This window comes from Hominifimenecus sp. rT4P-3 (assembly GCF_051055405.1).
In the GTDB taxonomy this organism is placed as follows: domain Bacteria; phylum Bacillota; class Clostridia; order Lachnospirales; family Lachnospiraceae; genus Pseudolachnospira.
In genome coordinates this window covers 941837-965039 of record NZ_CP167068.1, presented here as the reverse complement: position 1 = coordinate 965039, position 23203 = coordinate 941837, and the positions used below count along the sequence as shown (strand labels likewise).

Sequence of the window (23203 nt, the reverse complement as noted above, 5' to 3'; positions counted from 1 at the left end):
TGTCCATCCACTGTCAAAACGTTAACAGGATTTTTATTTCTTATTCCAACAGCAAATAAAAAAAATAAAATTTTTAGACTTATTTTCTTATTTTTCTTAAGGGCAAGATATTTTCCCTTCCATTTTCGCCGCTTTCTCCCATTTCAGATTGCTTAAAAGAGTTAATAAAAGTAAAAGGACGCCTTGCTTTTCTGGGCTTTCTGCTCAAAGCAGGCAGCCCAGATCGGCAAAACGTCCTTGCATCTTTCTCCTATTCCACAATCCCCAATACCGTGCAGGATTGCTCACCCTCCAAATACTCCATGGTGATCGTATCCCCGACATCGTACTTGACAATCGGCAGATATTCCGCTACGGACACGTCATAAATCACGTCGGAACCTTCTAACAGCAGATAGCAATGGGAATTTCCTTCCACCACAGCCTCAAAAATCTTGGCGATCTTTCCGGTTGTCGTCTGGGCTGCCGTACCGCTTCCGCTGGAAATTCCATTATTCTTTAAGAGCGCTACATAATTCTTCTCACAGTCGCTGACCGTATCGCCAATGGCAACTACCTGATATTTCTGGACATTCACCATGGCATACTTCTTCACCAGCCCTGCGTCATCTTTCAGCGCGATAAAGTAAGTTGGCTCGTTGGCAATATTTAAAAGCAGCGGGAACGTTGCGTCATATCCCAGGTGCTGCACCTGACCTTCCGCCGAGGACATGGCCGAATCCTCGATGGCGCCCTCGATTTGGTAATACCGGGTCTCCATGGTTCTCTGATTGACCAGCACAAAACCAACGTTGGACTGATCGCTGGTGATGGAGGTTACGCCCGTGTAAACCCAGACGTCGTCGTCCAAGGCCAAGTAATTATATCCATTCGTGGTTTTCAGACAATCCTTCTGTCCCAAAACGCTATTGATAAATCCGTGTTTCAGCGTTCCATAGTAATCATAGAGTTCAATCAGCATACTGGCCGAATAAGCCTGGTCGATCCAGGTCGGCGCATCTTCAATGGCATAGTCCTCGCACTCACCGGTGATCGCATTGCAGAGCACCACCCGGCCAATGGTCTGGCCGCCGAACAAGCCGATATTAAATTTCTTTACGCTGCAGACCCAGTAAGGCGTACCCTCGTCATCCACCTCAAAATTGATCGTGTCAAAGATATACGTCGGATACTGGAAACGAAGATGGCGCTCCAAGTACCGATTGAAGTGGTCGTAGGGCGTGTACTTCATTCCTTCAGAAAGCCGTACCAATTCCGTATCCTGGGTAGCCATGTCGATCTTGATGTAAGCGGGGATTCCCTCTCCCATATTCGTAAACCATTTGATCAGGCTAGCATAGGCCAAAGGCGTGACGCGCACTGGCTTTCCCTGATAGTTGATCTGGGAATACTGATCGCTTACAACAAACTGAGAGGCCAGATCCACCAGGCTTCCCATTTTCCTCTGGCCAAGAATCGTCGCGGAATCTCTGTCTAACAGAGGAATCTGGCTGTAGGATACCTGCTCAATATCTGTGGTAAACTCCCTTGTCTCCACCTTCATCAGCTGCTGATACTTAGAGGCATTGATAATCGGGGAAGAAAGCAGGGAACCGATCAGGTACACTGCAATGATAATCACTACGACGCCAATCCCGATCTTCACGCCCTTATCCTCTTTCATCCCGCTAAAGTCCAAAGGACGGCGCATATCTCCGGTACGTTCCACCCGCTTCCATCCATAAGCCAGGGTGATGGCCGCCGCCAGCACAATCAAAAACCACCAGAATCCTGCCGCATGGATATTGATGGGCGGCAGCGCAATGTAATAATACAAAGCCGCTGCCAAAATCACGACAAGAACCGTAACAAACTTAAATTTTTTCTTCATTTTCTCCCTTTCCGCGCAAAAGCCTCATGACTTTTGCACACCCGGTTTTTAACGGAAATTCTTTACAGCCGGCCTTTTATCGGAAATACTTCACGCCCGCCTCAAAAAGTTTCATATCCTGGTCGCCGTAAATATTTACCGCCAGGGCCTTTCCAACGCTTCTTTCACAGTGAAGCATCTTTCCAAGCACTCTTCCATCCGGACTGGTAATGCCCTCCACCGCAAGGTAAGAGCCGTTGGAATTCCACTCTGCATCCATGGTCACGTCCCCAGACGGGCTGCAGTACTGGGTCGCCACCTGTCCATTTGCAAACAGTTTCTTCATCCACTCCGCACTCGCCACAAAGCGGCCCTCGCCGTGGGACGCCGGGTTGCAGTAAACGCCGCCGAGCTCCGCCAGCTGCAGCCACGGGGACTTATTGCTGACTACTTTTACATAATTCATCCGAGAAATATGGCGGCCAATGGTGTTAAAGGTCAACGTAGGCGCATCCGCCTCCTGGGGTACAATCTTCCCATGAGGAACCAGGCCCAGCTTGATCAGCGCCTGGAATCCGTTGCAGATGCCAAGGGCCAGGCCGTCCCGCTCGTTCAACAGTTTTTCCACCTCTTCTTTGATCTTTGCATTCCGGAAGGCCGTTGCAAAGAACTTCGCCGAGCCGTCCGGCTCATCGCCCGCCGAGAAGCCGCCGGGGAACATGATAATCTGTGACTGACGAATTCCCTTGGCAAAATCTTCCACGGAGCTGCGGATATCCTCCTCGGTCAAGTTCCGCATTACCTGAACGATCACTTTGGCGCCTGCAGCCTCCATGGCTTTCTTGCTGTCGATCTCACAGTTGGTTCCCGGGAATGCCGGGATAAAGACCGTCGGCTGGGCCAGCTTATGGGTGCAGATGGCGACGGCGCCCTTGTCATAGAACGGCTGCTCGGCGCTCTCTAAAGTAGAAGCCGCCTTGGCCGGATATACGGGATCCAACCGTCCTGTCCATGCTGCGAGAGCCTCTTCCATGGTCAGCTTGGCATCGCCATAAACCAGAGTACCCTCGTCCGTCACCTCGCCGATCACCTGGCCTTCCGCATGAAGAGCAGCCACCCGGCTTGCCGGCACTTCCGCCACTAGATTTCCGAAACCAGCGCCAAAGAATTCCTTCGCATCGACTTCGCTGGAAACAGAAATTCCAAGTTTGTTTCCGAAAGCCATCTTGGCCAAAGCTTCCGCCAGGCCGTGACGCTCGATTTCATAGGCGGAAATAATATTTCCATCCTCAATATCCTGATAAATCTTTCCGTACAAATCCATCATCTGGCTGTAATCCGGCAGTTTCTTCTCATTTTTCCGAATCCGGAACAGCACCAATTGATTCCCCGCCTGTTTCAGCTCCGGACTGATCACATGACGGTAAGAACCGGTATCCACCGCAAAAGAAACGAGGGCCGGCGGCACGTCGATCTCATTAAAGCTTCCGGACATACTATCCTTTCCGCCGATGGACGGAAGGCCAAAGCCCATCTGGGCATCATAAGCGCCCAAAAGAGCGGCAAAGGGAGCGCCCCAGCGCTTCGGCTCCTTTCCTAACTTTCCAAAGTATTCCTGGAAGGTAAAACGGATCTTCCGGAAATCGCCGCCGGCAGCCACGATCTTTGCCACGGAGGAAACCACCGCATAGATCGCGCCGTGGTAAGGGCTCCAGGAAGATACATACGGATCAAAACCATAACTCATCATGGTCACCGTGTCGGTCTCTCCGGAAAGAACCGGCAGCTTCGCCACCATGGACTGGGTTTCGGTCAGCTGGTAAACGCCTCCGAAGGGCATCAGGACGCTGCCTGCTCCAATGGTGGAATCAAACATCTCCACCAGACCCTTCTGGGAGCACACATTCAGATCTTTTAAGGTATCTAACCACGCTTCTTTGGCTGGTTTTCCTTCCACTGTGGAGTCGTCGAAAGGATTTCCCGCTACAGACGGAACCGCCACCTGAACCTTTGCTTCCTGATGGGCTCCGTTGGTATCCAAGAAAGCACGGCTGATATTGACGATCACTTTATCCCGCCAGTACATGATCAGACGCTTCTCCTCCATGACCTCCGCCACGACGACTGCTTCCAGATTTTCCTCTTTGATATAATTCATGATCTCCACCAGACTGCCTGGATCGATCACGATTGCCATCCGCTCCTGGGACTCGGAAATCGCAATTTCCGTTCCGTCCAGTCCTGCGTATTTCTTCGGCACCATGTTCAGGTCAATCCGAAGGCCGTCCGCCAGTTCGCCGATGGCCACAGAAACGCCGCCGGCGCCAAAATCATTGCACTTTTTGATCAGACGGCTGACTTCCGGACGCCGGAACAACCGCTGGATTTTCCGCTCGGTCGGCGCATTTCCCTTCTGCACTTCCGCTCCGCAGGTGGTGATGGAAGCTTCCGTATGGGACTTGGAGGAGCCCGTGGCTCCGCCGCAGCCATCCCGGCCGGTACGTCCGCCCACAAGCAAAATCAAATCTCCCGGATCCGATGTGGCGCGGATGACATTTTTTCTGGGAGCCGCGCCCATGACCGCTCCGATCTCCATGCGCTTTGCCACATAATTGGGATGATACAATTCTTTCACATAACCGGTCGCCAATCCGATCTGGTTTCCATAGGAGCTGTAGCCATGGGCAGCGTCGGTGACGATCTTTCTCTGGGGCAGTTTTCCTTTCAAGGTCTCCGACACCGGTACCGTCGGATCCGCCGCGCCTGTTACCCGCATCGCCTGGTAGACATAAGAACGCCCCGACAAGGGATCCCGGATCGCACCGCCGAGACAAGTAGCCGCGCCGCCGAAAGGCTCGATCTCCGTCGGATGGTTATGGGTCTCATTTTTAAAGCTGATCAGCCATTCTTCTTCCACGCCGTCGATGGTCACCGGAACTACGATGCTGCAAGCGTTGATCTCGTCGGATTCCTCCTGATCGTTCAGCTTGCCTTCCTTTTTCAGCTTCCGCATCGCCATCAACGCCAGATCCATCAGGCAGACATATTTGTCCTTTCTCCCAGCAAAAACTTCCGCTCGGTCGCCTAAATATTTCTGGTAAGTCGCCTCCAGTTCCTCCTTGCAATCCCCTTCCTCAAAGGAAATATCGGTCAGCTCCGTCTGGAAGGTGGTATGGCGGCAGTGATCCGACCAATACGTATCCAGCACACGGATTTCTGTCATAGAGGGATCACGCTTTTCTTCCTCCGCAAAATACTTCTGAATGAACTGGAAATCCTCAAAGGTCATGGCCAAACTGAGCGAATCATAAAGCTCCCTTAACGGGGCTTCTTCCATTTTGCAATAGCCGTCAAATATTTTTACATCCGCCGGCTCCTCAAATTGTTCTACCAAGGTTTCCGGCACGTCGCCGTCGGACAGCCGGGAATCTACCGGGTTGACGCACAGAGACTGGATCGCCTGAAACTGTTCTTCCGTCAGGCTGCCCTCCACCACATAAGTGGTGGCCGACCGGATAATCGGTTCCTCTTTTTCATTCAGCAGCTTGACGCACTGCTCCGCCGAATCCGCCCGCTGGTCAAACTGCCCCGGCAGATACTCCACAGAAAATACACGGGCCCCCTCGGCGCGTGGGAACGTGCCTTCATAGAGCATGTCCACCGGCGGCTCGGAAAAAATCAGTCCCTTGGCCGCCTCATATGTGGCGTCGCTGATATGTTCCAGATCGTAACGGATCAAGACCCGCACGTTGGTGATGGTATGGATTCCAAGAAAATTTTCAATTTCTTCTCTTAGGCCCTTTGCAAAAACAGCATAATCCGGCTTTTTCTCTACGTAAATACGTCTAACGCTCATGGTGTCCTCCTCAGATTCCTTTTCTCTCTCAATATTTCAAACTTTTTCTAAAAGTAATATTTTTTCCATCCTTATTGCCGTAAACCGCTTCCAGGCCTTACGAATTTTCCTCTTCCGTCAAATCCCATCCGGACGTCAAGCGATCTGCTTTCTCACGCTGATTTTCGCTGCCGTCCCCATTTTTCATGGCATGATAGGAAACGCGGACCACCTCTTCCACATATTCTCCCGGCAAATGCATCCGCTTTGCCAGTTCCTCCAAAGTGGCTTCCCGGCCCAATTCCTCTTCCAACTCTTTTGTCAGTTCCAGCAGCCGGTTCGCATCCGCCGCCATCCGCTTTGCCGCCCGGTCAAAACCGCTCTGCTCGCGGATGAGCGCTTCCATGGCCCCGTCGATTTTCTTTTCCAGGAAATCCTCCAGCGGTTCTCCCACCAGCCGGACGCCGGCGCTGCGATATTCCTCAACCGCCGTTACCAGCGCCATATTTCCTTCCTGAACCAGATCTCCGATCAGCACGCCGCAGCCGGCCCGGTTTCTCGCCAACTCCAATACGCGATGTAAATTCCCCTCAATCAGTCGGTTCTGCGCTCCCTCATCCCCGCCGAGCAGATGATTTACCAGGATTTCCTCCTCCGCTTTTGTACAAGGAGCCACCCCTTCCAAATCCTTCAGATACATTTGGAAATAAGCTTTTTCTTCTCCAGAAAGCCGGCCAGATCCCACTGCCACACTCCGCGTATCATGAGGTTCATAGTCCTCGATTTCGATGTGCGTATCTTCCAAATAGCGGTAAATCAGACGGATCTGTTCCTCCGAAAGCGCAATACCCGGAAAGCAGGCCAATATCTCCCCGACGGCAATCCGATTTCCATTGGCCGCCGCCTTTTCCCGAACCGCCTCCAGTCCTCTTTGCCAATTTTCCTTCTCTTCCATATAAACTCCATTCTTATTGCAGCCTAGCCCAGCAAAAACTCTACCAGAAGCTGGTTGCTCACGTCAATTCCCTTATCCGTAAATTTTAGCCGGTTTCCCGTCTCTTCCAAAAATCCCTGGGTAATCATACGGCGGACCGGCGTCCCGTAAACCTCCGCAAAGGGTACATGAAACTTTTCTTCAAATTCTCTCATAGAAATTCCATCCATCATCCGAAGCCCCAAAAACATGAACTCCTCCATGGTTTCTTTCTGGCCCTGAGGCGGAAGTTCCTTATAACGATGGTAAGCGTTCCTGGCAAATTCCCAGTACTCCTGCTTGTCCTTCGGATTGCTAAACCGCTTTCCTCCCAGATAGGATGCGGCGCCCAGACCAAAACCGACATATTCGCCTCCGTTCCAATAGGTGATATTATGCCGGCACTCCTTTCCTTTTTTCGCATAATTGGAAATCTCATAGCGGCGATATCCCGCCTCTTCCAAAATTTCCTTTGTCAAATGATACATCTGCCGGTCTTCCGATTCCTTAGGAAGCTGCAGACGCCCCTTCGTATTCCCGTATCTCTCAAAAAACGGCGTGCCTTCCTCAATGCTGAGGCTGTAGGCGGAAATATGCTCCGGCGCAAGAGCTACCACCGTGCGCAGCACATCTTCCCAGGCCTCCACACTCTGGCCGGGCAGGGCCGTCATCAAATCGATATTGATATTGGTAAAGCCCGCCTTTCTCGCCAGGCGGTAACTCTCCAAAAAGTCTTCATAGGAATGAATGCGCCCCAGCACCTTCAACTCTTCATTGTGGGTGGACTGAAGGCCAAGACTCAGGCGGTTGATTCCCATCGCGCGGTAACGCAGAAGCTTCTCCTCATTTAACGTCCCCGGATTGCACTCAATGGTAATCTCCACATCTTCCGCAAACTCATACTGCTCCCTCAACTGCTCCATAATCCGCTCAAGCTGGGACACGTCCAGAATAGAGGGGGTCCCGCCGCCGATAAATACCGTCCGAACCAAATATAAATTTCCCAGAGCCTCGAATCCCCGTATTTCTTTTTTCAAAACCCGGATATAGTAAGCTTGCTCGTCCGGTGATCCCACCATAGAGACAAAGTCACAATAATCACATTTTCGTGCACAGAAAGGGATATGTACATATATCCCTAAATCCGTTTTCGTCATACGCTCACCTCTTACTCTTCATCCAGCTTCAGCACGCTCATAAACGCTTTCTGAGGCACCTCGACGCTTCCGATCTGGCGCATCCGTTTCTTTCCTTCCTTTTGCTTTTCCAGAAGCTTTCTCTTACGGGAGATATCGCCGCCATAGCACTTGGCCAAAACATCCTTGCGGACGGCCTTCACGGTTTCCCTCGCAATGATTTTGCTGCCGATCGCCGCCTGAATGGGAATTTCAAACAGATGGCGCGGAATTTCCTCTTTCAATTTCTCACACATCTTCCGCCCCCGCTCGTAGGCAGTGCTGGCATGGAGAATAAAGGATAAGGCGTCCACTGCTTCTCGATTGATCAAGATATCCAGCTTCACCAAATCCGACCTTTCATAGCCTTTCATCTCATAGTCAAAAGACGCATACCCGCGGGAACGGGACTTCAACGCGTCAAAAAAGTCGTAGATAATCTCATTTAAAGGAAGTTCATAGCGAAGCAGCGCCCTCGTCGACTCGATATACTCTGTGCCAAGATACACGCCGCGGCGCTCCTGGCACAGGCCCATAATCGCGCCGATAAACTCCGTCGTTACCATGATTTCCGCCGAGACAATGGGTTCCTCCATATATTCGATCTCCGACGGGTCCGGCATATTGGTCGGATTGGTCAAATCCATCTGGCTTCCATCGGTTTTGTGTACTTTATAGATCACGCTGGGCGCCGTCGTCACCAAATCCAGGTTATATTCCCGCTCCAACCGTTCTTCAATAATCTCCAAATGCAAAAGCCCTAAAAAGCCACAGCGAAAGCCAAATCCAAGGGCTACCGAAGTCTCTGGTTCATACTGAAGAGACGCATCGTTAATCTGCAATTTTTCCAAAGCATCCCGAAGTTCCGGATATTTCGCGTTATCCGCCGGATACAGGCCGCAGTATACCATGGGCTGTACTTTTTTATACCCCGGAAGCGCCTCGGCGCAGGGCCTGTCCGCTTCCGTGATGGTATCGCCGACTCTGGTATCTTTCACATTCTTAATGCTGGCCGTCAAGTATCCCACCATGCCCGCGGAGAGTTCCTCGCAAGGAATAAATTGGCCCGCGCCAAAATACCCCACTTCCACGACGCCAAACTCGGCTCCGGTCGCCATCATTCGAATGTTCATCCCTTTGCGCACCGTCCCTTCCTTTACACGGAAAAAGACGATGACACCGCGGTAGGAGTCATAAAGGGAATCAAAAATCAGAGCCTGCAGCGGCGCGTCCGGGTCTCCGGACGGGGCCGGAATCTTCGTCACCACAGCCTCCAGCACCTGGTCGATGTTGATACCATTTTTAGCGGAAATGAGAGGCGCATCCTGGGCCTCGATGCCGATCACATCCTCGATTTCCTCGATCACACGCTCCGGCTCCGCACTTGGAAGATCAATTTTATTGATCACAGGAAACACATCCAGATCATGATCCAACGCCAGATAAACATTGGCCAGCGTCTGAGCTTCTACGCCCTGAGCCGCGTCCACAACAAGAATCGCTCCGTCGCAGGCCGCAAGACTCCGGGAAACTTCATAATTAAAATCCACGTGTCCCGGTGTGTCAATCAAATTAAAGATATACTCTTCTCCGTCTTTTGCCTTATAAATCACGCGGACTGCCTGGGACTTGATCGTGATCCCGCGTTCCCGCTCCAATTCCATATTGTCAAGCACCTGCGACTGCATCTCACGCTCTGTCAGCGTGCCGGTGTCCTCGATAATCCGATCCGCCAACGTAGATTTTCCGTGGTCAATGTGGGCAATGATGCAAAAATTCCGTATCTTGCTCTGATCTGCTGCCATGTATATCCTCCTGTGGGGACTGGAAGAAATCCAATAAAACCCCATTTTTCCGTATATAGTGTAGCACAAAACTCTTGTTCCTACAAGACCCTGCGCCCCCTGAATTCACTCCACATGTGGAATTTACTTATTCCTGTACAGGGGAATTCACTCTTGTTCTTTCGCAGGAAGAATCACCTTTGTCAAAATATCGGCAAAAGGCTCCATCGCATTGACGGCTTCTTCATAGGTATTGTTCTGGGCCCCTACCTCCAACAGGACGGAACGGGGTCTGAAATGGAGGTTATAGCGATATCCCTTTAAGTAAATATCCCGGCAAAATCCAGGATAGGCTGCTTTGGCCTGTAAGTACATCTGAAAACTAAAAGCTAAATTGTCTTCCCGATACGGGTTTGCCAAACGTTCAATCGGTCCGTCTAAATCTTGGGAAACGCCGTTAAAAAACATAATCTTGGCGGTGGGCTTCCCGTTTACCTCCGTCGCCAGATGCAGATCATCCGGCACGCCGTCCCGGTGCAGGTCGATCACCACCTGGATGGAAGGATTTTCGTCCAGAATCTGACTAATCTCCTGTTTGGCATAGGAGTACGCCCGGCTCCGCTCCATCTTTCCCTCCATCATATCGAAGTGGGTTGTATTGTGAAGGACAGACAACCCGTACTTTTCCGTCAAGATCCGCGCCAGCTCATCGCCGACCCCCTGTACTGTCATAGAAGGATCACCAGGGACGGAATCCGCATATTCCTCTTGAGAATGGGTGTGGTAAATCAACACCTGGGGTTCTCCGGTACCCGTTAATTTCAAATCCTTATTCAGAAAAACCTCTCCATTTAAAATATCCCCTCCTACCGCGCAAGTGGGATCAAGGCAAAATACATGATCCAGCAAATACTGTACGTCATTTAACTGTTCCTTTGAATAAAAATGCTCCGCCAAAGCCTGAGCCGAAACCGCTTCCGACGGCAAATCCATGGCTTCACCGGAAGAACTGCTGCTCTCTTCGGAGGTTTCCGGCGGTACTTCTCCACTGCTTTCCGATATATGTTCTATGCTCTCCGTCGTCTCGCCGGACTCCTTTCCATTTCCGGACATCTCGCCTTTTTCCATAATCTGGCCTCGGATGCTGTCTGCTCCGAGGCCACCAGTCATTTCCAGATTTTCTTCCTTTGCCATCATCTGCGCCTCATAATCCATAGAAAATCCTGGATCTACCATAGATTCGGCCGCCTTCATCAAAAGCCGCGGAAGGGTTTTTTCCTGATTGACAACAAAAGAAGCCGGTGAAAGAAATAAGGATACCAAAATCCATAAAAGCAAAATAATAATTCTCATGCTCCAGTATATGCGTCGCCAAGGAGCGCTATGTTTAACCCCTCGGAAATTACAAAGCTAAGCCGACGTACCCGGTCGTCGATATCCTTTGGCGTTACAATCATCGGCCCCAGCTTTGGTTCCACCAAGTCCTTTACCATCTGATACCGCTCCGCTTCGTCTACTTCCTCCATCAAGCTTTCCACCGCGTCAAACACAATGGCGGCAGCCCCCACTACCGTAGGCGCGCCGATTGCGATTACTGGGATGCCCATGGTCTCCGCATCCAGGCGGCTTCGACGGTTTCCGACGCCGGAACCTGGATGAATTCCCGTGTCGGTCAGCTGAATTGTCGTGCCGAGCCTTCGTACGCTGCGGGCAGCCAAGGCGTCGATCACAATCAATGCATCTGGCTTTGTCTCCATCACGATCCCTTTTACGACCTCCGCCGCCTCCATTCCGGTCTGCGCCATCACTCCCGGAACAATTCCACTAATCTTTCCATCGGGATACAAGGTTCTGGTAATCCTTAAATTTCCCAAGACCTGCGGTCCCAAAGAATCGGAAGTCACCTCCGGATTTCCCAACCCTACAACCAGGACAGAACAAGATTTTTTTAACCCTGCTTCCTTTAAAAGAGCTCGAATCTGGCGGGCCAATGCCTTGGAAATCTCCCGATGAATTCCGCCTTCATTTTTCCACATGTTCTGAGCCTCAATGGTCAAATAATTTCCCTTTGGCTTTCCCAGGGCTTTCGCGCCCTTCTCATTCTTCACTAGAACGCGGGAAATCTGAATCTGTCCGCCGTCCTCTTCTTGCTGTTGATAAACAACTCCGGAAATCGACTCAGCCTCAGCTCCGGATAGTGTATTTTCTCTGGCTTCCACAGCCAGATCTGTACGGATCGGAAAACGATTTGGCATAAAACTCCTCCTTATTTGACGAAATGGCATACCGTAGTTTCTTCCAAAAATCAACGAAATATGTATTGACAGCGGGACAAATTTCCAGTAGAATAAAAAAGTATGTTTACATCATCGTCCGTGTCCGATTCGAGTGTAAATAGTTTTTATACCGTCAAATCATTCATGCGTAGTGGAGGTGTACAAATTGGCAAACATCAAATCCGCAAAGAAAAGAATTCTTGTGGCACAGAAGAACGCAGCCCGCAATAAAGCGATCCGTTCGAAAGTGAAAACCTATGTGAAGAAAGTGGACGCTGCTATCGCCGCTGGCGACGCCGCGACTGCAAAGACCTGCCTGGTGAAGGCGATCTCCGAGATCGACAAAGCAACTTCCAAGGGAGTTTTTCACAAGAATACTTCTTCCAGAAAGATTTCCAGATTAACCCAAGCTGTCAACAAGATTTCTTAATTGAGATTGAATCATAAAAAAGAGCTGTCCCATGGTGTGGGGACGGCTCTTTTTTATTCCATAGGACATTCCCTGGCCTTCCATTTGTTCTCTTGTGGTAACAGAGGAGAATAGTAATGAACCGCACATTCCATACAAAACACATGCGTTCCCGTCATATCGCGATATCCGGTACCCGTACATATTTTTCCACAATTGGAGCAAAAATAACGGGGAGCACAGGAGGCAGCAAACAGTATCAACAGGGCTGCCCCCAATATTCCACTCACCCATTTTCTCATATGCCTATATCCCCCTTATGATTGTCCATTATAACAATACTTTTGTATTTTGTAAATACCTTTTCCGCATTGTACTCTTCATACAGAGGGAGAATAAAAACGATGTTTGGAGAAACTTTGAAAAAACTGCGTATTTCCTATAGTCTCAGCCAAATTCAACTGGCCGGGAAGCTTGGCGTGTCCAAGCAAACCGTTTCCAACTGGGAAAACAATAATATACTCCCGTCAGTTGATATGTTGATTCGTATCGCCCACTTTTTTTCCGTCAGTACCGACTACCTTTTGGGTGAAGACAGCCGCACCTATATTGAAATATCCGGCATGACACTGGAACAGGTCGCCCATATCCAGCAGATCATCAACGATATCCGCAAGTCCTAGGTTTACTCCTTCAAAAAAGCGCTGCGAGAGAAACCTTCTCCACCGTTTGCCCCAGTCTTTTCGGCAGGGCGGCGGAAACTTTTTCTTTCGCAGCGCTTTTTTCCGTTTTTCTAATTTTCCTGATTCTGTCCGTCGCTATGATGTGTTTGGACGTACCCCGTCTTTCTCCTTTATCGTTCGCTAAACTGCACCAATAAAAGTTCTACTGCCAGATTGTCCTTTAAATTCCCCTTTTTCACCGCATCTTCGGTTTCCACAGCCAATCGGACATAGTCCTCCAGCTGTTCTTTGGTAAAACGGGATGCCTGGCTCATATACCGGCCGACTAGAAAAGGCTGCAGCCGACACTTGGATGCAATCTCATCTTTTCCCACGCCTTGCTCCCGAAGTTCTTTTACCTGGAGCAATCCATGAAATTGTCGGGCTATCAAAAACAAGATCCGCATCGGAGGCTCCTTTAACGCCAACAAATCTCCATAAAGGGCCAATGCCTTTCGTCGCTCCCCCGCGGCAATTGCATGAATCATATCAAAAATCCGATTGGAAAGTTGGGTCGTCGTAATCGCCTCCACATCCCCCGCTTCCACGACCTCTCGCTCCCCGATGTAGCCGATCAGCTTTTCTAACTCCCGATGGATATTTTCCATATCATCCCCGGTCTTCGTCAAAAACAACTCCAGCGTTGATTCGGTAATCTTTTTTCCAGATTGGGCCAACCCCCTGGCCGCCCACTTTTTCAATTCGCCTGCGGTCTGGCGTTTGCACTCCGCCGCATACCCCAGCTTTGTTACCCGTTTATAAAGCTTATTGCGCTTGTCCACTTCCTCCTCCACAAAGAGCAAATGGGTGGTGTCCGGCATTCGGTCCAAATAATCGGCAAGCTCTCCCGACTCTTTCTTAAAAAATCCGCTGTTTTCCACGATGATCAACCGCCTTTCGGCGAAAAAAGGCAGGGTTTCCGCGATATCCATCAGTTCTGTTACCGAAAAATCCTTGCCTTCATAATAGGTAAAATTCATCGTATCGTCGCCTACCATCGCCTGCCGCAGACGATTCTTATAACTGCGCCGCAGAAATGCCTCTTCCCCATACAGCAAGTACGCCGGAGCAAAGCTTCCACTTTTAATATCACTGTTAATCTTCTGCATGTATCCTCACTGTCACCTGGCAGCTCCCATAATCTGGCAGCGTAATCAAAAGCGTCTCGTCAGTGCTTTCCTTTGACAAACGGCCTGCCGACAGCTTCGCCAATTGACGAGCCGCCTTCTTCCTCTCGTCCGCCTCAATCACAATTCCAGAAAAATACTGCATAATATCATGCCGCTCATCCCGCGGAAGCTTCCCTCTCTCAGCTGCAATCTGTTCCACTTCAAAACGATATTTCATAAATCATCCTCATTTATCCTTTGATATCGAAAAGCTTCTGCGTTTCCGTTCGTTCCTATTCTACGCTGGCCATACGGAAAAATCAAGTCTTTTCCTATATAAGCAAAAAGGAGCGCCATACACTGCGCAGCGCTTCCTTTTTCTTCCGTATCCTATTCTTAGATTTCTTCCTCTGTGATATCGGCTTTCCGATTGAGAAGGTCATAGATACAAGGCACCACCCACAAGGTAAGCAGCGTTCCATATATCATACCGCCGATCGTAACAATCGCCATGGGCTGCACCATATCCGCTCCCATTCCCATGCCAAAGGCCATGGTAATCAATCCAAAGATCGTGGTGACTGCGGTCATCAAAATCGGACGCAGACGGGTTCTTCCAGCTTCCGCGATCGCGGCTTTTTTCTCCATGCCGCCCCGTCTCAGCTGATTGATATAATCCACCATTACGATACCATTGTTGACGATAACGCCGGCCAGCATGACAAAGCCGATCATTGAAATGACACTGACCTCAAATCCTGCCAAGAACAACGCCAGGAAACCACCGGTAAAGGCCAGAGGAATCGTAAACATAATGATAAACGGCGACAGCAGGGATTGGAACTGAGCCACCATGACCAAATACACAAAGACAACGGCTAACGCCAGCATCTTTACCATCTCCACCATGGCTTCCTCAATGGTCTCGCTTTCTCCGCGAAGCGTCACCGAATATCCAGCCGGCGCCTCATAGGATTCCAGCTGCTTTTGCACCTCCTCGCCGACCAAGCCGACATTATATCCGGAGGAAACGACGGCAGTGACATTTAACGTTCTCTGCTGATTATTTCTGCGAATCGAATCCAGACCCACATCGGTCGTAAAATCTGCCACGTCGCGGATTGCCACGTCTTCTTTTTCTCCCTCGGCGTTGGTCACAGAAATCGTCAGGTCTCCGATCTCATCCTGGGTAAGCGTTTTTGCCTCTCCATCCATCACATAAACCGGATAGTCCTTACTCTCCGTGATCAACGTCGTATCTTCTTTGGACTCGGAAAGCTTCGCATAGATCGCCCCATACACCTGGGCCACGGTTAGGTTGTGTTCCGACGCCTTATCCTTATTTACAATAATTCGAAGTTCCTTGGTCTGCTCATCCATTCCGTCGGAGATTTCCTCCGTACCCTCTACGTTCTCCAACAGGGCGGCAACTTCTTTTGCCATGGATTTTAGTTTATCCAGTTCTTTTCCCTTGATCTCGATGGAAATTCCACTTCCGCCAAGAGCCGACATATCCATCATCGAGGTCTCTACCTTGGTCTCACAAGGAAGATCCGCCGTCAATTCCAGAATTTTTGTCTTCAGCTCTTCATTGGTCAGTTCCTTGTCTTCTTTCAGGATCAGGTACATGCTCACCTGTTCTGTGTTGGTTCCTCCCATAGACATCATCCCGCTGGAAGAGCCGGCCATAGCGCCGATTGCTTCCACATCCGTAAGAGTCTGAATCCTGGCGATGGCTTCTTCCGAAATCGCCGCCGTTTCTTCCAGGGTACTGCCTTCCTCTGTCTCCAGAGTCACCGACATCTGCGTGCTCTCCATCTCCGGCATAAACGCAGTTCCATTGGAAAATGCCGCCACAATACTTAGAACCAGCATGCCAAGCGCGGCCACCAAGACCAACGCTTTTCTCTTTAACATCCAGACAATGCTTTTGCTGTACACATTTTGAATCCGCTCAAAGGTCCGATTTGGCTTTAGCTCGCCTTTTAATAAAAGCCCAGACGACATAGCCGGAACCAGGGTCAACGCCACAAACAGGCTCGCTAACAGAGAATAACCAATAGTCAATCCCATATCCACAAAGAGCTGTCTGGTAATTCCTTCCGTAAATACAATCGGAAGGAACACGCACACGGTCGTCAGCGTAGAGGCTGTGATTGCCCCGGACACCTGTTTGGCGCCTTCTACCGCCGCCTTTCGCGCCGAGAGCCCTTCTCCGCGCATCCGATAAATATTTTCAATTACCACAATCGAGTTATCTACCAGCATTCCAATGCCAAGAGCCAAGCCCGACAGGGAAATAATGTTAATGGAAATACCGCTGAAGTACATCAGCAAAACTGCCGTCAGAATACTGAGCGGAATCGAGCAGGCGATCATAATCGTCGGACGCAGGCTCTTCATAAATACAATCAGCACCAAGATTGCCAGTAATGCGCCGAAAAGCATATTTTCTACGACAGAGTGAATCACCATATCCATATAGATGCCCTGATCCATCAGGATTGTGAAATGAAGCCCCTCTTCCGTCTCTGTCAGCTCCGCAAACGTTTCCTGTATCCGGTCACTGACGTCTCCCGTAGAATAACCGGTCTGCTTTTGCATGGTCATCAGGATACCCGGCGCTCCATTGATGCTGGCATAGACATCCGCCGAGTTATCCACAGTAATGACATCCGCCACCTCGCCTACACGGATTGGCTCCACATCATCAAAGCCCATATCCATCAGCACCAGATTCTCAATATCTGCCTGAGAGGAAAATTTATCGCCGACCCGGACCAAAATCTCACTGTCGCCCTCGGTGATATAACCGGCAGGCATAGAAAAGTTCTGCGCCGTCAAAATCTGAGAAATCAGATCTCTGGTCAAAAGGTCCGTCAAATCGGATTTCTCGTAGGCGGCCTCCTCCTGCTCCTCCACCTGCTCTTCGGCGTCGTCCATCTGCTTCAAAGCGCTTTCCAGCTGGGTCTTTGTGCCGGCAAGCCCCTGCTGTCCGGCGATCACTTCCGCCAAAGCGCTGTAGATCTGCATATTTCCTGTAGCTTCGCCAATATTTAACTGAGTTTCCGCTTCACTGATCGCAATCTGCCCGCTCTCCAACTGAGTAATCGTAGTTTCTAACTGACTGATCCCTTCCTGAAGCTGGGTCTTTCCCGCTGCGATCTCCGCCAGAGCTTGATCTAACTGTTCCGGGTCCTGTCCGGCCGCCTGAATCGCGCCGTCCAGCTGAGTAAGAGCATTGGAGATGGCCTGGGAGGCCATGGTCAGCTCCGTGATCTTCCCACCGATTTGATCGGCGGTGATTCCCAAAGCTTTCAGCTTCATCTGCGCCATGGCCAGATCGCTCTGCGCCTTCTGATAGTCTTCTCCCGCCTGAATCGCCCCGATCTGCGCTTGCTTTTCTTCCTCGCTTAGAGCCGGGTCATTTTGAATGGCCGTAATCCGTTCCTCAAATCCAGCCACTGCCGCCGATGCCGCCGCATACTCGTCAGCCAGCTGTTGATATGCCTGGATTGCTTCTTCTAATTGCTCTTTCTGCTGAACCAAAGACTCCCTTTGAGTCTTTAGTTCTTTGAGACTCGTTTCCGCCTGCTGCAAGCTGGCCAGCTGATCCGTCAATTTAGAAATTTGATCTGTTAGCTGAAGCTTTGTCTCCAAAAGTTCTGTCTTTTTTGTGTCCATCTCGGCACGGGCCTGGGCAATCTGGGTTGCCAGCGCCTGTTGCTGCTGCTGGATCGTCTCCTTGCCCGCGCTCATCTGGGCCGCTCCATCCTCTACCTGATCAAGGCCATCCTCAACCTCCCGGCGGGCGTCCTCCAATTCCTCCCTGGCATCGGCAAATTTGTCCGCCAGCGCGTCCCGGATCTCCTGATTTTTCGCCGCTATTTTCTCCGGAGAAAGAATTACCTGTACGGATTCCGCAATCTCTCCGCTGGCCTGCACCGAGGCCACGCCCTCGATGCTTTCCAACTCCGACAAAAGCTCATTTTCCACATAGTCGGTTAAGGCTCCTCCGGTCAAACCATCCTTGCCCGCCGCTACAATCATCACCGGCATCATATCCGGATTCAATTTCATAATGATCGGATTCCCAACCGAATCCGGCCACTGGGACGAAATCTGATCTAAACTCTCCCGCATCTCAATGGAAACAGAATCCATGTTGGCGGTCTGCCCAAATTCCAACATGACCATCGAAATATTTTCCGAGGAAACAGACTGAATATTTTCAATATTGCTGACCGTAGCCATGGCGCTTTCCACCGGCTGCGTCACTGTACTTTCCACTTCCTCCGGGCTGGCGCCTATGTAAGTGGTATACACCACCGCATAAGGCATATTCATACTTGGCAGTAAATCCGCCGTCATGTGGGATAGGGATACAAATCCGAGAATAATCGCCAGAACAACTCCAACCAGAACTGTATAAGGTTTTTTTACACTGAAACGTGATAACATCTTTTTTCCCCTTAGATAACCAGGTAAACTATTTGACAAGTGAACGGATTCAGTTTATTCCGTTTTCGGGGGAATGTCAAGTTTGGAAAAACAATTTATACACTTTTCATAATTAGGACTTGTCATAATGGATATCCCGGATTTTCTTCGCATTGGCCTGCCATCGCTCGCTAATTTTATGGGATTCCCGGATCTTTCGAAGCGCCAGGCGAAATACATCCGGATTCAGCCGCCCGGAGCGCAGCAGCCCGTCCGTCTTTTCCGGAGCAGCCGCATAGCATTCTGCCAGACACCAGCCGGCTGCCATCTTCACATAGTAATCCTCTTCTCCGACGCCCGCCGTGCTTTCCAGCACCGATTCCACATGGGCATCGTCCAGAAAATAATTCATCTCCATCACCAACGCAAACCGCCGGAAATAGGTCCTGGTATCCGCCAGGCATTCCTGTATCAGCTCCCAGGCGGCTTCCGGTTCCTTCGCCGCGCCCTTTAGACCGGCGCAAAAGCTATCGCAGACCGACCAGTTGGCGATCTCCGGCAAAAAATCTTTGATCGCCGGAATCTTTTCCCGAAAGGAAATCGGAACGCAGCCAATCACCATTCCTCGAAGCATCGTCTCTTCAAAGTATTCTCTCCCAATTCTCTTTAGGCTCTCCATTCCGTCCTCTTTCGCCAACCGCTTTGCGATCTTGCGCAGAGCTGGCAAACGCACGCCAAGCATCTTCTCTTTCTGCAGATTGGGAATCAGCCGGCTGGAAAAATCTCGGTAGGATGGCTCCGCCAGCTGGATCAGTTCCTCTCGCAGCTTCTCTTCCTTATTCATCCCGATACCTCTCCCGCAGCATATGGATTTCCCGTGCATATCCTTCTTCATCATTGGGTGTTTCCAGCACAAAGGGAAGTTTTCTTAACAGCGGATGGTTGATGACCGCACAGAGAGCCGAAAGCCCAATGGTCCCTTCGCCGATTTTTGCATGCCGGTCCTTATGGCTTCCCATCGGATTCTGGCTGTCGTTGAGATGAATCGCTTTTAGGTGTTCTAAACCGATCACCCGGTCAAATTCCGCCAGCACGCCGTCCAAGTCATGGACAATATCATAGCCGCCGTCCCATACATGGCAAGTATCCAGACAAACCCCTACTTTTTCCCGGCGCTCCACCTGCTCCCGAATTCTAGCCAAATCTTCAAACCGGCCTCCGACTTCACTGCCTTTTCCAGCCATGGTTTCCAACAAAACCATGGTGCTTTGCTCTGACGTTAAAATTTGGTTTAGCAGCTCCGCAATCCGGGAAATTCCAACCTCCAGACCTTGCCCCACATGACTTCCCGGATGAAAATTATAATAATTCCCCGGCAAAGCCTCCAATTTCTCCAAGTCCTCCCCCATGGCCCGCCGGCTAAAGTCCAAAACTTCCGGCTTTGCCGCGCAGGGATTTAAGGTATACGGCGCATGGGCCACCAAAGGGCCGAAGGAATGCTCCTCCGCGATCTCTAGAAACCGTTTCACATCTTCCAAATCCAAAGCCTTCGCCGAACCGCCTCTCGGATTTCTCGTAAAAAAAGCAAAGGTATTTGCTCCCAGCTTTAACGCCTGTTTTCCCATCGCTTCATAGCCTTTTGACGAAGAGATGTGGCTTCCAATCATCAACATATCCGTCTCTCCTTATGGCGCCATCTGATCGGCCATATCCCAAAAAGCCGCTTCATACCGGCTGCAATTGACAAATACTTCGGTTAAATACTGCTTTCGCTCTTCCGAAATCCCCTGGGCCAGCGCATCGACTCCCGCCAGGTTTTCTTCCACAATCCGTCCGTATTCCTCGGAAATGTACCCGCTTACCCATTCGCCGTAAAGCTCGTGCTTTGCCGCATCAGGGTTTCTGCCAACAATTTCCCGTCCAATCTCCTGATAACTCCACGCACAGGCCAAAACCGCCGTCAGAATATCGAGAGCGTCTCCCCGGTAGCCGACTGCCAGCATATAATTCGTATAAGAAAGGTTTGCCAGAGAGCTCTTCGTCGCGTCCAGCTCCTCCTCTGTAATTCCCAGCCGTTTCATGTAGGAACGATGGATATTCATCTCTCCATTTAGGGTAGAATGCTCCATCTCCGAAAACATCTGCATCCATTTCCGGCCCCTTGATTTTGCCACGCCCAGAGCAAACAGCCTGGCATATTCAAACAGATATAAATAGTCCTGAATCATAAAAAAGCGAAATTTCTCAATGGGAAGCGTGCCGTCCCCGATCCCACGCACAAAGGGGTGCTCATGGTAACCGGCCCAAATTTCGGCTGCTGCCTCTCTCAATTCTTCCGTAAATTTCTTTGTCATAAAAGCTCCCTTCTTCCCCGTTCCTTCTTCCGATCATCTTGTTCCAATAGGCCCAGCGCCACCGCTAAAAACTCCGTTTTTTCCTGGATAGACGGGATAAAAACATGTTCATTGACTGTATGAATCTCTGCTCCGATGGCGGAAAGGGCGTCCACGCAGGCGACTCCATAAGAACTATAATAACAGGCGTCCGTAGCCGAAGCATCTTCTGCTTCTTCCACAAAAATCCCTAAGACTTTCGCCGCACGTTCTAACAGCAGGAAGGCCCTATGATTCTTTTCGGATGGTTCCATCGCAGGAAACAACGTGTGTTCTTCCACGGTCGTAACGCATCCTTCCGTATAGGAGGAAGCCGCCAAGGAATGTATCTTCTCCCGCTCCCGCCCAAAATCCGCATTGGTCGGAAGCCCCGCGCAGCAAAATTCCCCACGGGCTTCCCCTGCCACCACACCGTTAGGACGACCGCCGGAGATCGGCGCTACATTGTAATAAATCTTTTTCTCTTCATCGTTAAAGGCGTAGAGATCCAAAATTTTCTGGGCCAGCTCTTTCACTGCGCTTCGACCGGAAAGGTAGTCTTTTCCCGCATGGGCCTCCACGCCGGTTACGTCCATCCGACCTAAAATCACGCCGCGTCTTGCTGTAATCAGCCGCATCACCCCGTCTTTTTCCCGCCCGCCTTCTAGCACAAAAGCATAGTCGGCGTCTGCCGCCTCTCTTTTCATTAACCGGCTACCAGAAGGGGAACCGATCTCTTCGTCGCAGTTAAATAGAAAGGTGATCTCCCAATCCGGCAGAAGATGTGCGCGCTCCAAAATGCCCGCTGCCGCAAGAGCAATCACCACGCCGCTTTTGCAATCGCTGATTCCCAGGCCATACGCCCAGTCGCCCTCCTGCCGGAACGGGTGCTTTCCTACAAATCCATCCCCGAATACCGTATCCAAATGAGCGGCTAAAATCACCTTTCCCACTGGTTTTTCTGGACGCAGACGTCCGATCACATGGATGCCAAGCTCCGAATCCTCCTCCCACTCGACATCGGCATGAATCTCCCGCAGGCATGCGGACACCAGTTCCGCCACCTTGCGGTTCCCGCTTCGGTTTCCCGTACCGCAGTCGATACCGGAAAATTGTTCCAGCAGCTTCATCTGGGCGGAAAGAGCCGCCTCGGCGCCTTTCCTGGCAGCCTCCGCCACAACACGATTTCGTTCCATCGCTCCTCCTATTCCGCCAGCAAGTTTACGACAAAATCATCTGGCGTCAGGGCCTTCTCTGTAATTCCCGCCTGCTTCAGCCAGTCGATATTATTCTGCCAGACTTGTTTATCCTGGGTTAAAAAGGGAGAGCCCTCCTGCTCCATCAAAGGCAGAAGCACCTCAAAACTTCTGGTCTCCACATATTCGGAAAGCGGAAAGTTGTCCACACTCTGATTGTCCATCAGGATTTTCAGCGCCTCTTCCGGGCTTTCCTTCATATCCTGAAATCCCTTCTGGCAGGCGCGCAAAAATCCGGTATAGGCATCCTCCTTCTCCTCAAGATTTTTCTCCCCGGCTACCAGAATCAGCGAATAGTAATTGGGCACTCCATATTCCGTGGGAGAAAAATAGTGGACGGTAAATCCCTTTTCTTCCAGCGCCGGAACTTCATGGTTTACAAAGCAGCCATAGGTAGCGTCCACGTTTCCTGTCGTCATCGAACTGGTGAGATCAAAGCCCACGTCGATCAGCTCGATATCATCCAAGGAGAGACCCACATTTTTTACCGCTGTTTCAATTGCTTTTTTTCCAAATTCCGTACTGCTGTAGCCGATGGTTTTTCCTTTAAAATCCGCCGGAGTCTGAATCCCTGTTTCTTCCAGGGCCGCAAAGATACTGATCGGTCCCTGGACTACGGTCCCGATGGATTTTACCGGTACGTCCTCGTTGGTCTTGGTGATGATCGTATCCTCCTGGTAGTAAAAACCGATATCCGCCTTCCCAGCCGCCGTCAAGGCCACCGCATCGTTGCCATTGACCGGATACAGCACGTTTACTTTCAAGCCCTCTTCCTCAAAATAACCCTTTTCCTGGGCGATATAGAGGAAGGCATGGACCGCATTGGGATACCAGTCTAAAACCACATCCAGCTCCGTCTCCCCAGCGCTTTCCTCCCCCGCCATAGGGGTTGTCCCCTCCGCGTTTCCTTGGCCGGAACATCCAGCCGCCAGAAAAACCATCGCCGTCAGCGCGGCTATCCATCTTCCTTTTTTCATTTCAACATCCTCCTTCGCGCCCGTAT

The 23203-nt window shown here is 50.7% G+C and carries 17 protein-coding genes; 2 read left to right on the top strand and 15 right to left on the bottom strand.

What is annotated here, in order from left to right; genetic code table 11:
- Positions 1-250: 250 nt before the first annotated feature.
- The 7 genes from ACCC71_RS04570 to gpr all read right to left on the bottom strand — a co-directional run bounded on the left by ACCC71_RS04570 (position 251) and on the right by gpr (position 11871).
- The gene (locus ACCC71_RS04570; protein ID WP_434311243.1) at positions 251-1870 is read right to left on the bottom strand and encodes a CvpA family protein; all 1620 of its coding nucleotides are present in this window, start codon (positions 1868-1870) and stop codon (positions 251-253) included.
- 76 nt (positions 1871-1946) lie between these two features.
- Complete coding sequence (locus ACCC71_RS04565; protein ID WP_434311242.1) at positions 1947-5705, bottom strand: phosphoribosylformylglycinamidine synthase; 3759 nt, start codon at positions 5703-5705, stop codon at positions 1947-1949.
- 97 nt (positions 5706-5802) lie between these two features.
- On the bottom strand, positions 5803-6639 hold the full coding sequence (locus tag ACCC71_RS04560; protein WP_434311241.1) for a sigma-70 domain-containing protein: 837 nt from the start codon (positions 6637-6639) through the stop codon (positions 5803-5805).
- 23 nt (positions 6640-6662) lie between these two features.
- Positions 6663-7814 (bottom strand): radical SAM family heme chaperone HemW, encoded by a 1152-nt coding sequence (gene hemW, locus ACCC71_RS04555; protein ID WP_434311240.1) that lies wholly within the window; start codon positions 7812-7814, stop codon positions 6663-6665.
- 11 nt (positions 7815-7825) lie between these two features.
- Positions 7826-9637: a translation elongation factor 4 gene (lepA, locus tag ACCC71_RS04550; protein WP_434311239.1), complete on the bottom strand. Its 1812-nt coding sequence runs from the start codon at positions 9635-9637 to the stop codon at positions 7826-7828.
- A gap of 147 nt (positions 9638-9784) precedes the next feature.
- Positions 9785-10969 carry a stage II sporulation protein P gene (spoIIP, locus tag ACCC71_RS04545; RefSeq protein WP_434311238.1) on the bottom strand — a complete coding sequence of 395 codons (1185 nt, stop codon included), beginning with the start codon at positions 10967-10969 and terminating at the stop codon, positions 9785-9787.
- Positions 10966-11871 carry a GPR endopeptidase gene (gene gpr, locus ACCC71_RS04540; protein ID WP_434311237.1) on the bottom strand — a complete coding sequence of 302 codons (906 nt, stop codon included), beginning with the start codon at positions 11869-11871 and terminating at the stop codon, positions 10966-10968. Before gpr ends, spoIIP begins: the two co-directional genes overlap by 4 nt.
- Positions 11872-12058: 187 nt before the next feature.
- On the opposite strand from gpr, the gene rpsT reads away from it, so the two are divergent.
- Together rpsT and ACCC71_RS04530 are read left to right on the top strand one after the other, a co-directional pair.
- The gene (gene rpsT / locus ACCC71_RS04535) at positions 12059-12322 is read left to right on the top strand and encodes a 30S ribosomal protein S20 (protein WP_434311236.1); all 264 of its coding nucleotides are present in this window, start codon (positions 12059-12061) and stop codon (positions 12320-12322) included.
- A gap of 383 nt (positions 12323-12705) precedes the next feature.
- Positions 12706-12984 (top strand): helix-turn-helix domain-containing protein, encoded by a 279-nt coding sequence (locus tag ACCC71_RS04530; protein ID WP_434311235.1) that lies wholly within the window; start codon positions 12706-12708, stop codon positions 12982-12984.
- Positions 12985-13154: 170 nt separating this feature from the next.
- Here ACCC71_RS04530 and holA read toward each other — a convergent pair whose 3' ends face one another.
- The 8 genes from holA to ACCC71_RS04490 all read right to left on the bottom strand — a co-directional run bounded on the left by holA (position 13155) and on the right by ACCC71_RS04490 (position 23177).
- Positions 13155-14132, bottom strand: coding sequence for a DNA polymerase III subunit delta (gene holA, locus ACCC71_RS04525; RefSeq protein ID WP_434311234.1), 978 nt, complete (start codon positions 14130-14132; stop codon positions 13155-13157).
- Positions 14119-14370 carry a hypothetical protein gene (locus tag ACCC71_RS04520; protein WP_434311233.1) on the bottom strand — a complete coding sequence of 84 codons (252 nt, stop codon included), beginning with the start codon at positions 14368-14370 and terminating at the stop codon, positions 14119-14121. Before ACCC71_RS04520 ends, holA begins: the two co-directional genes overlap by 14 nt.
- 158 nt (positions 14371-14528) lie before the next feature.
- Positions 14529-18593 (bottom strand): efflux RND transporter permease subunit, encoded by a 4065-nt coding sequence (locus tag ACCC71_RS04515; protein WP_434311232.1) that lies wholly within the window; start codon positions 18591-18593, stop codon positions 14529-14531.
- 112 nt (positions 18594-18705) lie between these two features.
- On the bottom strand, positions 18706-19416 hold the full coding sequence (locus ACCC71_RS04510) for a DNA alkylation repair protein (RefSeq protein WP_434311231.1): 711 nt from the start codon (positions 19414-19416) through the stop codon (positions 18706-18708).
- Positions 19409-20245: a deoxyribonuclease IV gene (locus ACCC71_RS04505; RefSeq protein ID WP_434311230.1), complete on the bottom strand. Its 837-nt coding sequence runs from the start codon at positions 20243-20245 to the stop codon at positions 19409-19411. Before ACCC71_RS04505 ends, ACCC71_RS04510 begins: the two co-directional genes overlap by 8 nt.
- A 12-nt stretch (positions 20246-20257) precedes the next feature.
- Positions 20258-20926, bottom strand: coding sequence for a thiaminase II (tenA, locus tag ACCC71_RS04500; protein ID WP_434311229.1), 669 nt, complete (start codon positions 20924-20926; stop codon positions 20258-20260).
- Positions 20923-22140: a M20/M25/M40 family metallo-hydrolase gene (locus tag ACCC71_RS04495; RefSeq protein ID WP_434311228.1), complete on the bottom strand. Its 1218-nt coding sequence runs from the start codon at positions 22138-22140 to the stop codon at positions 20923-20925. The genes tenA and ACCC71_RS04495 overlap by 4 nt, the downstream gene beginning before the upstream one ends.
- Before the next feature lie 8 nt (positions 22141-22148).
- Positions 22149-23177, bottom strand: coding sequence for an ABC transporter substrate-binding protein (locus tag ACCC71_RS04490; protein WP_434311227.1), 1029 nt, complete (start codon positions 23175-23177; stop codon positions 22149-22151).
- Between the last annotated feature and the right edge of the window lie 26 nt (positions 23178-23203).

Coding starts and splice junctions, on each gene's coding strand:
- ACCC71_RS04530 (WP_434311235.1), top strand. CDS start 12,706: ATGTTTGGAGAAACTTTGAAAAAACTGCGTATTTCCTATAGTCTCAGC.
- tenA (WP_434311229.1), bottom strand. CDS start 20,926: ATGACAAAGAAATTTACGGAAGAATTGAGAGAGGCAGCAGCCGAAATT.
- hemW (WP_434311240.1), bottom strand. CDS start 7,814: ATGACGAAAACGGATTTAGGGATATATGTACATATCCCTTTCTGTGCA.
- gpr (WP_434311237.1), bottom strand. CDS start 11,871: ATGCCAAATCGTTTTCCGATCCGTACAGATCTGGCTGTGGAAGCCAGA.
- ACCC71_RS04510 (WP_434311231.1), bottom strand. CDS start 19,416: ATGAATAAGGAAGAGAAGCTGCGAGAGGAACTGATCCAGCTGGCGGAG.
- holA (WP_434311234.1), bottom strand. CDS start 14,132: ATGCAGAAGATTAACAGTGATATTAAAAGTGGAAGCTTTGCTCCGGCG.
- spoIIP (WP_434311238.1), bottom strand. CDS start 10,969: ATGAGAATTATTATTTTGCTTTTATGGATTTTGGTATCCTTATTTCTT.
- ACCC71_RS04565 (WP_434311242.1), bottom strand. CDS start 5,705: ATGAGCGTTAGACGTATTTACGTAGAGAAAAAGCCGGATTATGCTGTT.
- ACCC71_RS04495 (WP_434311228.1), bottom strand. CDS start 22,140: ATGGAACGAAATCGTGTTGTGGCGGAGGCTGCCAGGAAAGGCGCCGAG.
- ACCC71_RS04505 (WP_434311230.1), bottom strand. CDS start 20,245: ATGTTGATGATTGGAAGCCACATCTCTTCGTCAAAAGGCTATGAAGCG.
- ACCC71_RS04490 (WP_434311227.1), bottom strand. CDS start 23,177: ATGAAAAAAGGAAGATGGATAGCCGCGCTGACGGCGATGGTTTTTCTG.
- ACCC71_RS04560 (WP_434311241.1), bottom strand. CDS start 6,639: ATGGAAGAGAAGGAAAATTGGCAAAGAGGACTGGAGGCGGTTCGGGAA.
- lepA (WP_434311239.1), bottom strand. CDS start 9,637: ATGGCAGCAGATCAGAGCAAGATACGGAATTTTTGCATCATTGCCCAC.
- ACCC71_RS04520 (WP_434311233.1), bottom strand. CDS start 14,370: ATGAAATATCGTTTTGAAGTGGAACAGATTGCAGCTGAGAGAGGGAAG.
- ACCC71_RS04515 (WP_434311232.1), bottom strand. CDS start 18,593: ATGTTATCACGTTTCAGTGTAAAAAAACCTTATACAGTTCTGGTTGGA.
- ACCC71_RS04570 (WP_434311243.1), bottom strand. CDS start 1,870: ATGAAGAAAAAATTTAAGTTTGTTACGGTTCTTGTCGTGATTTTGGCA.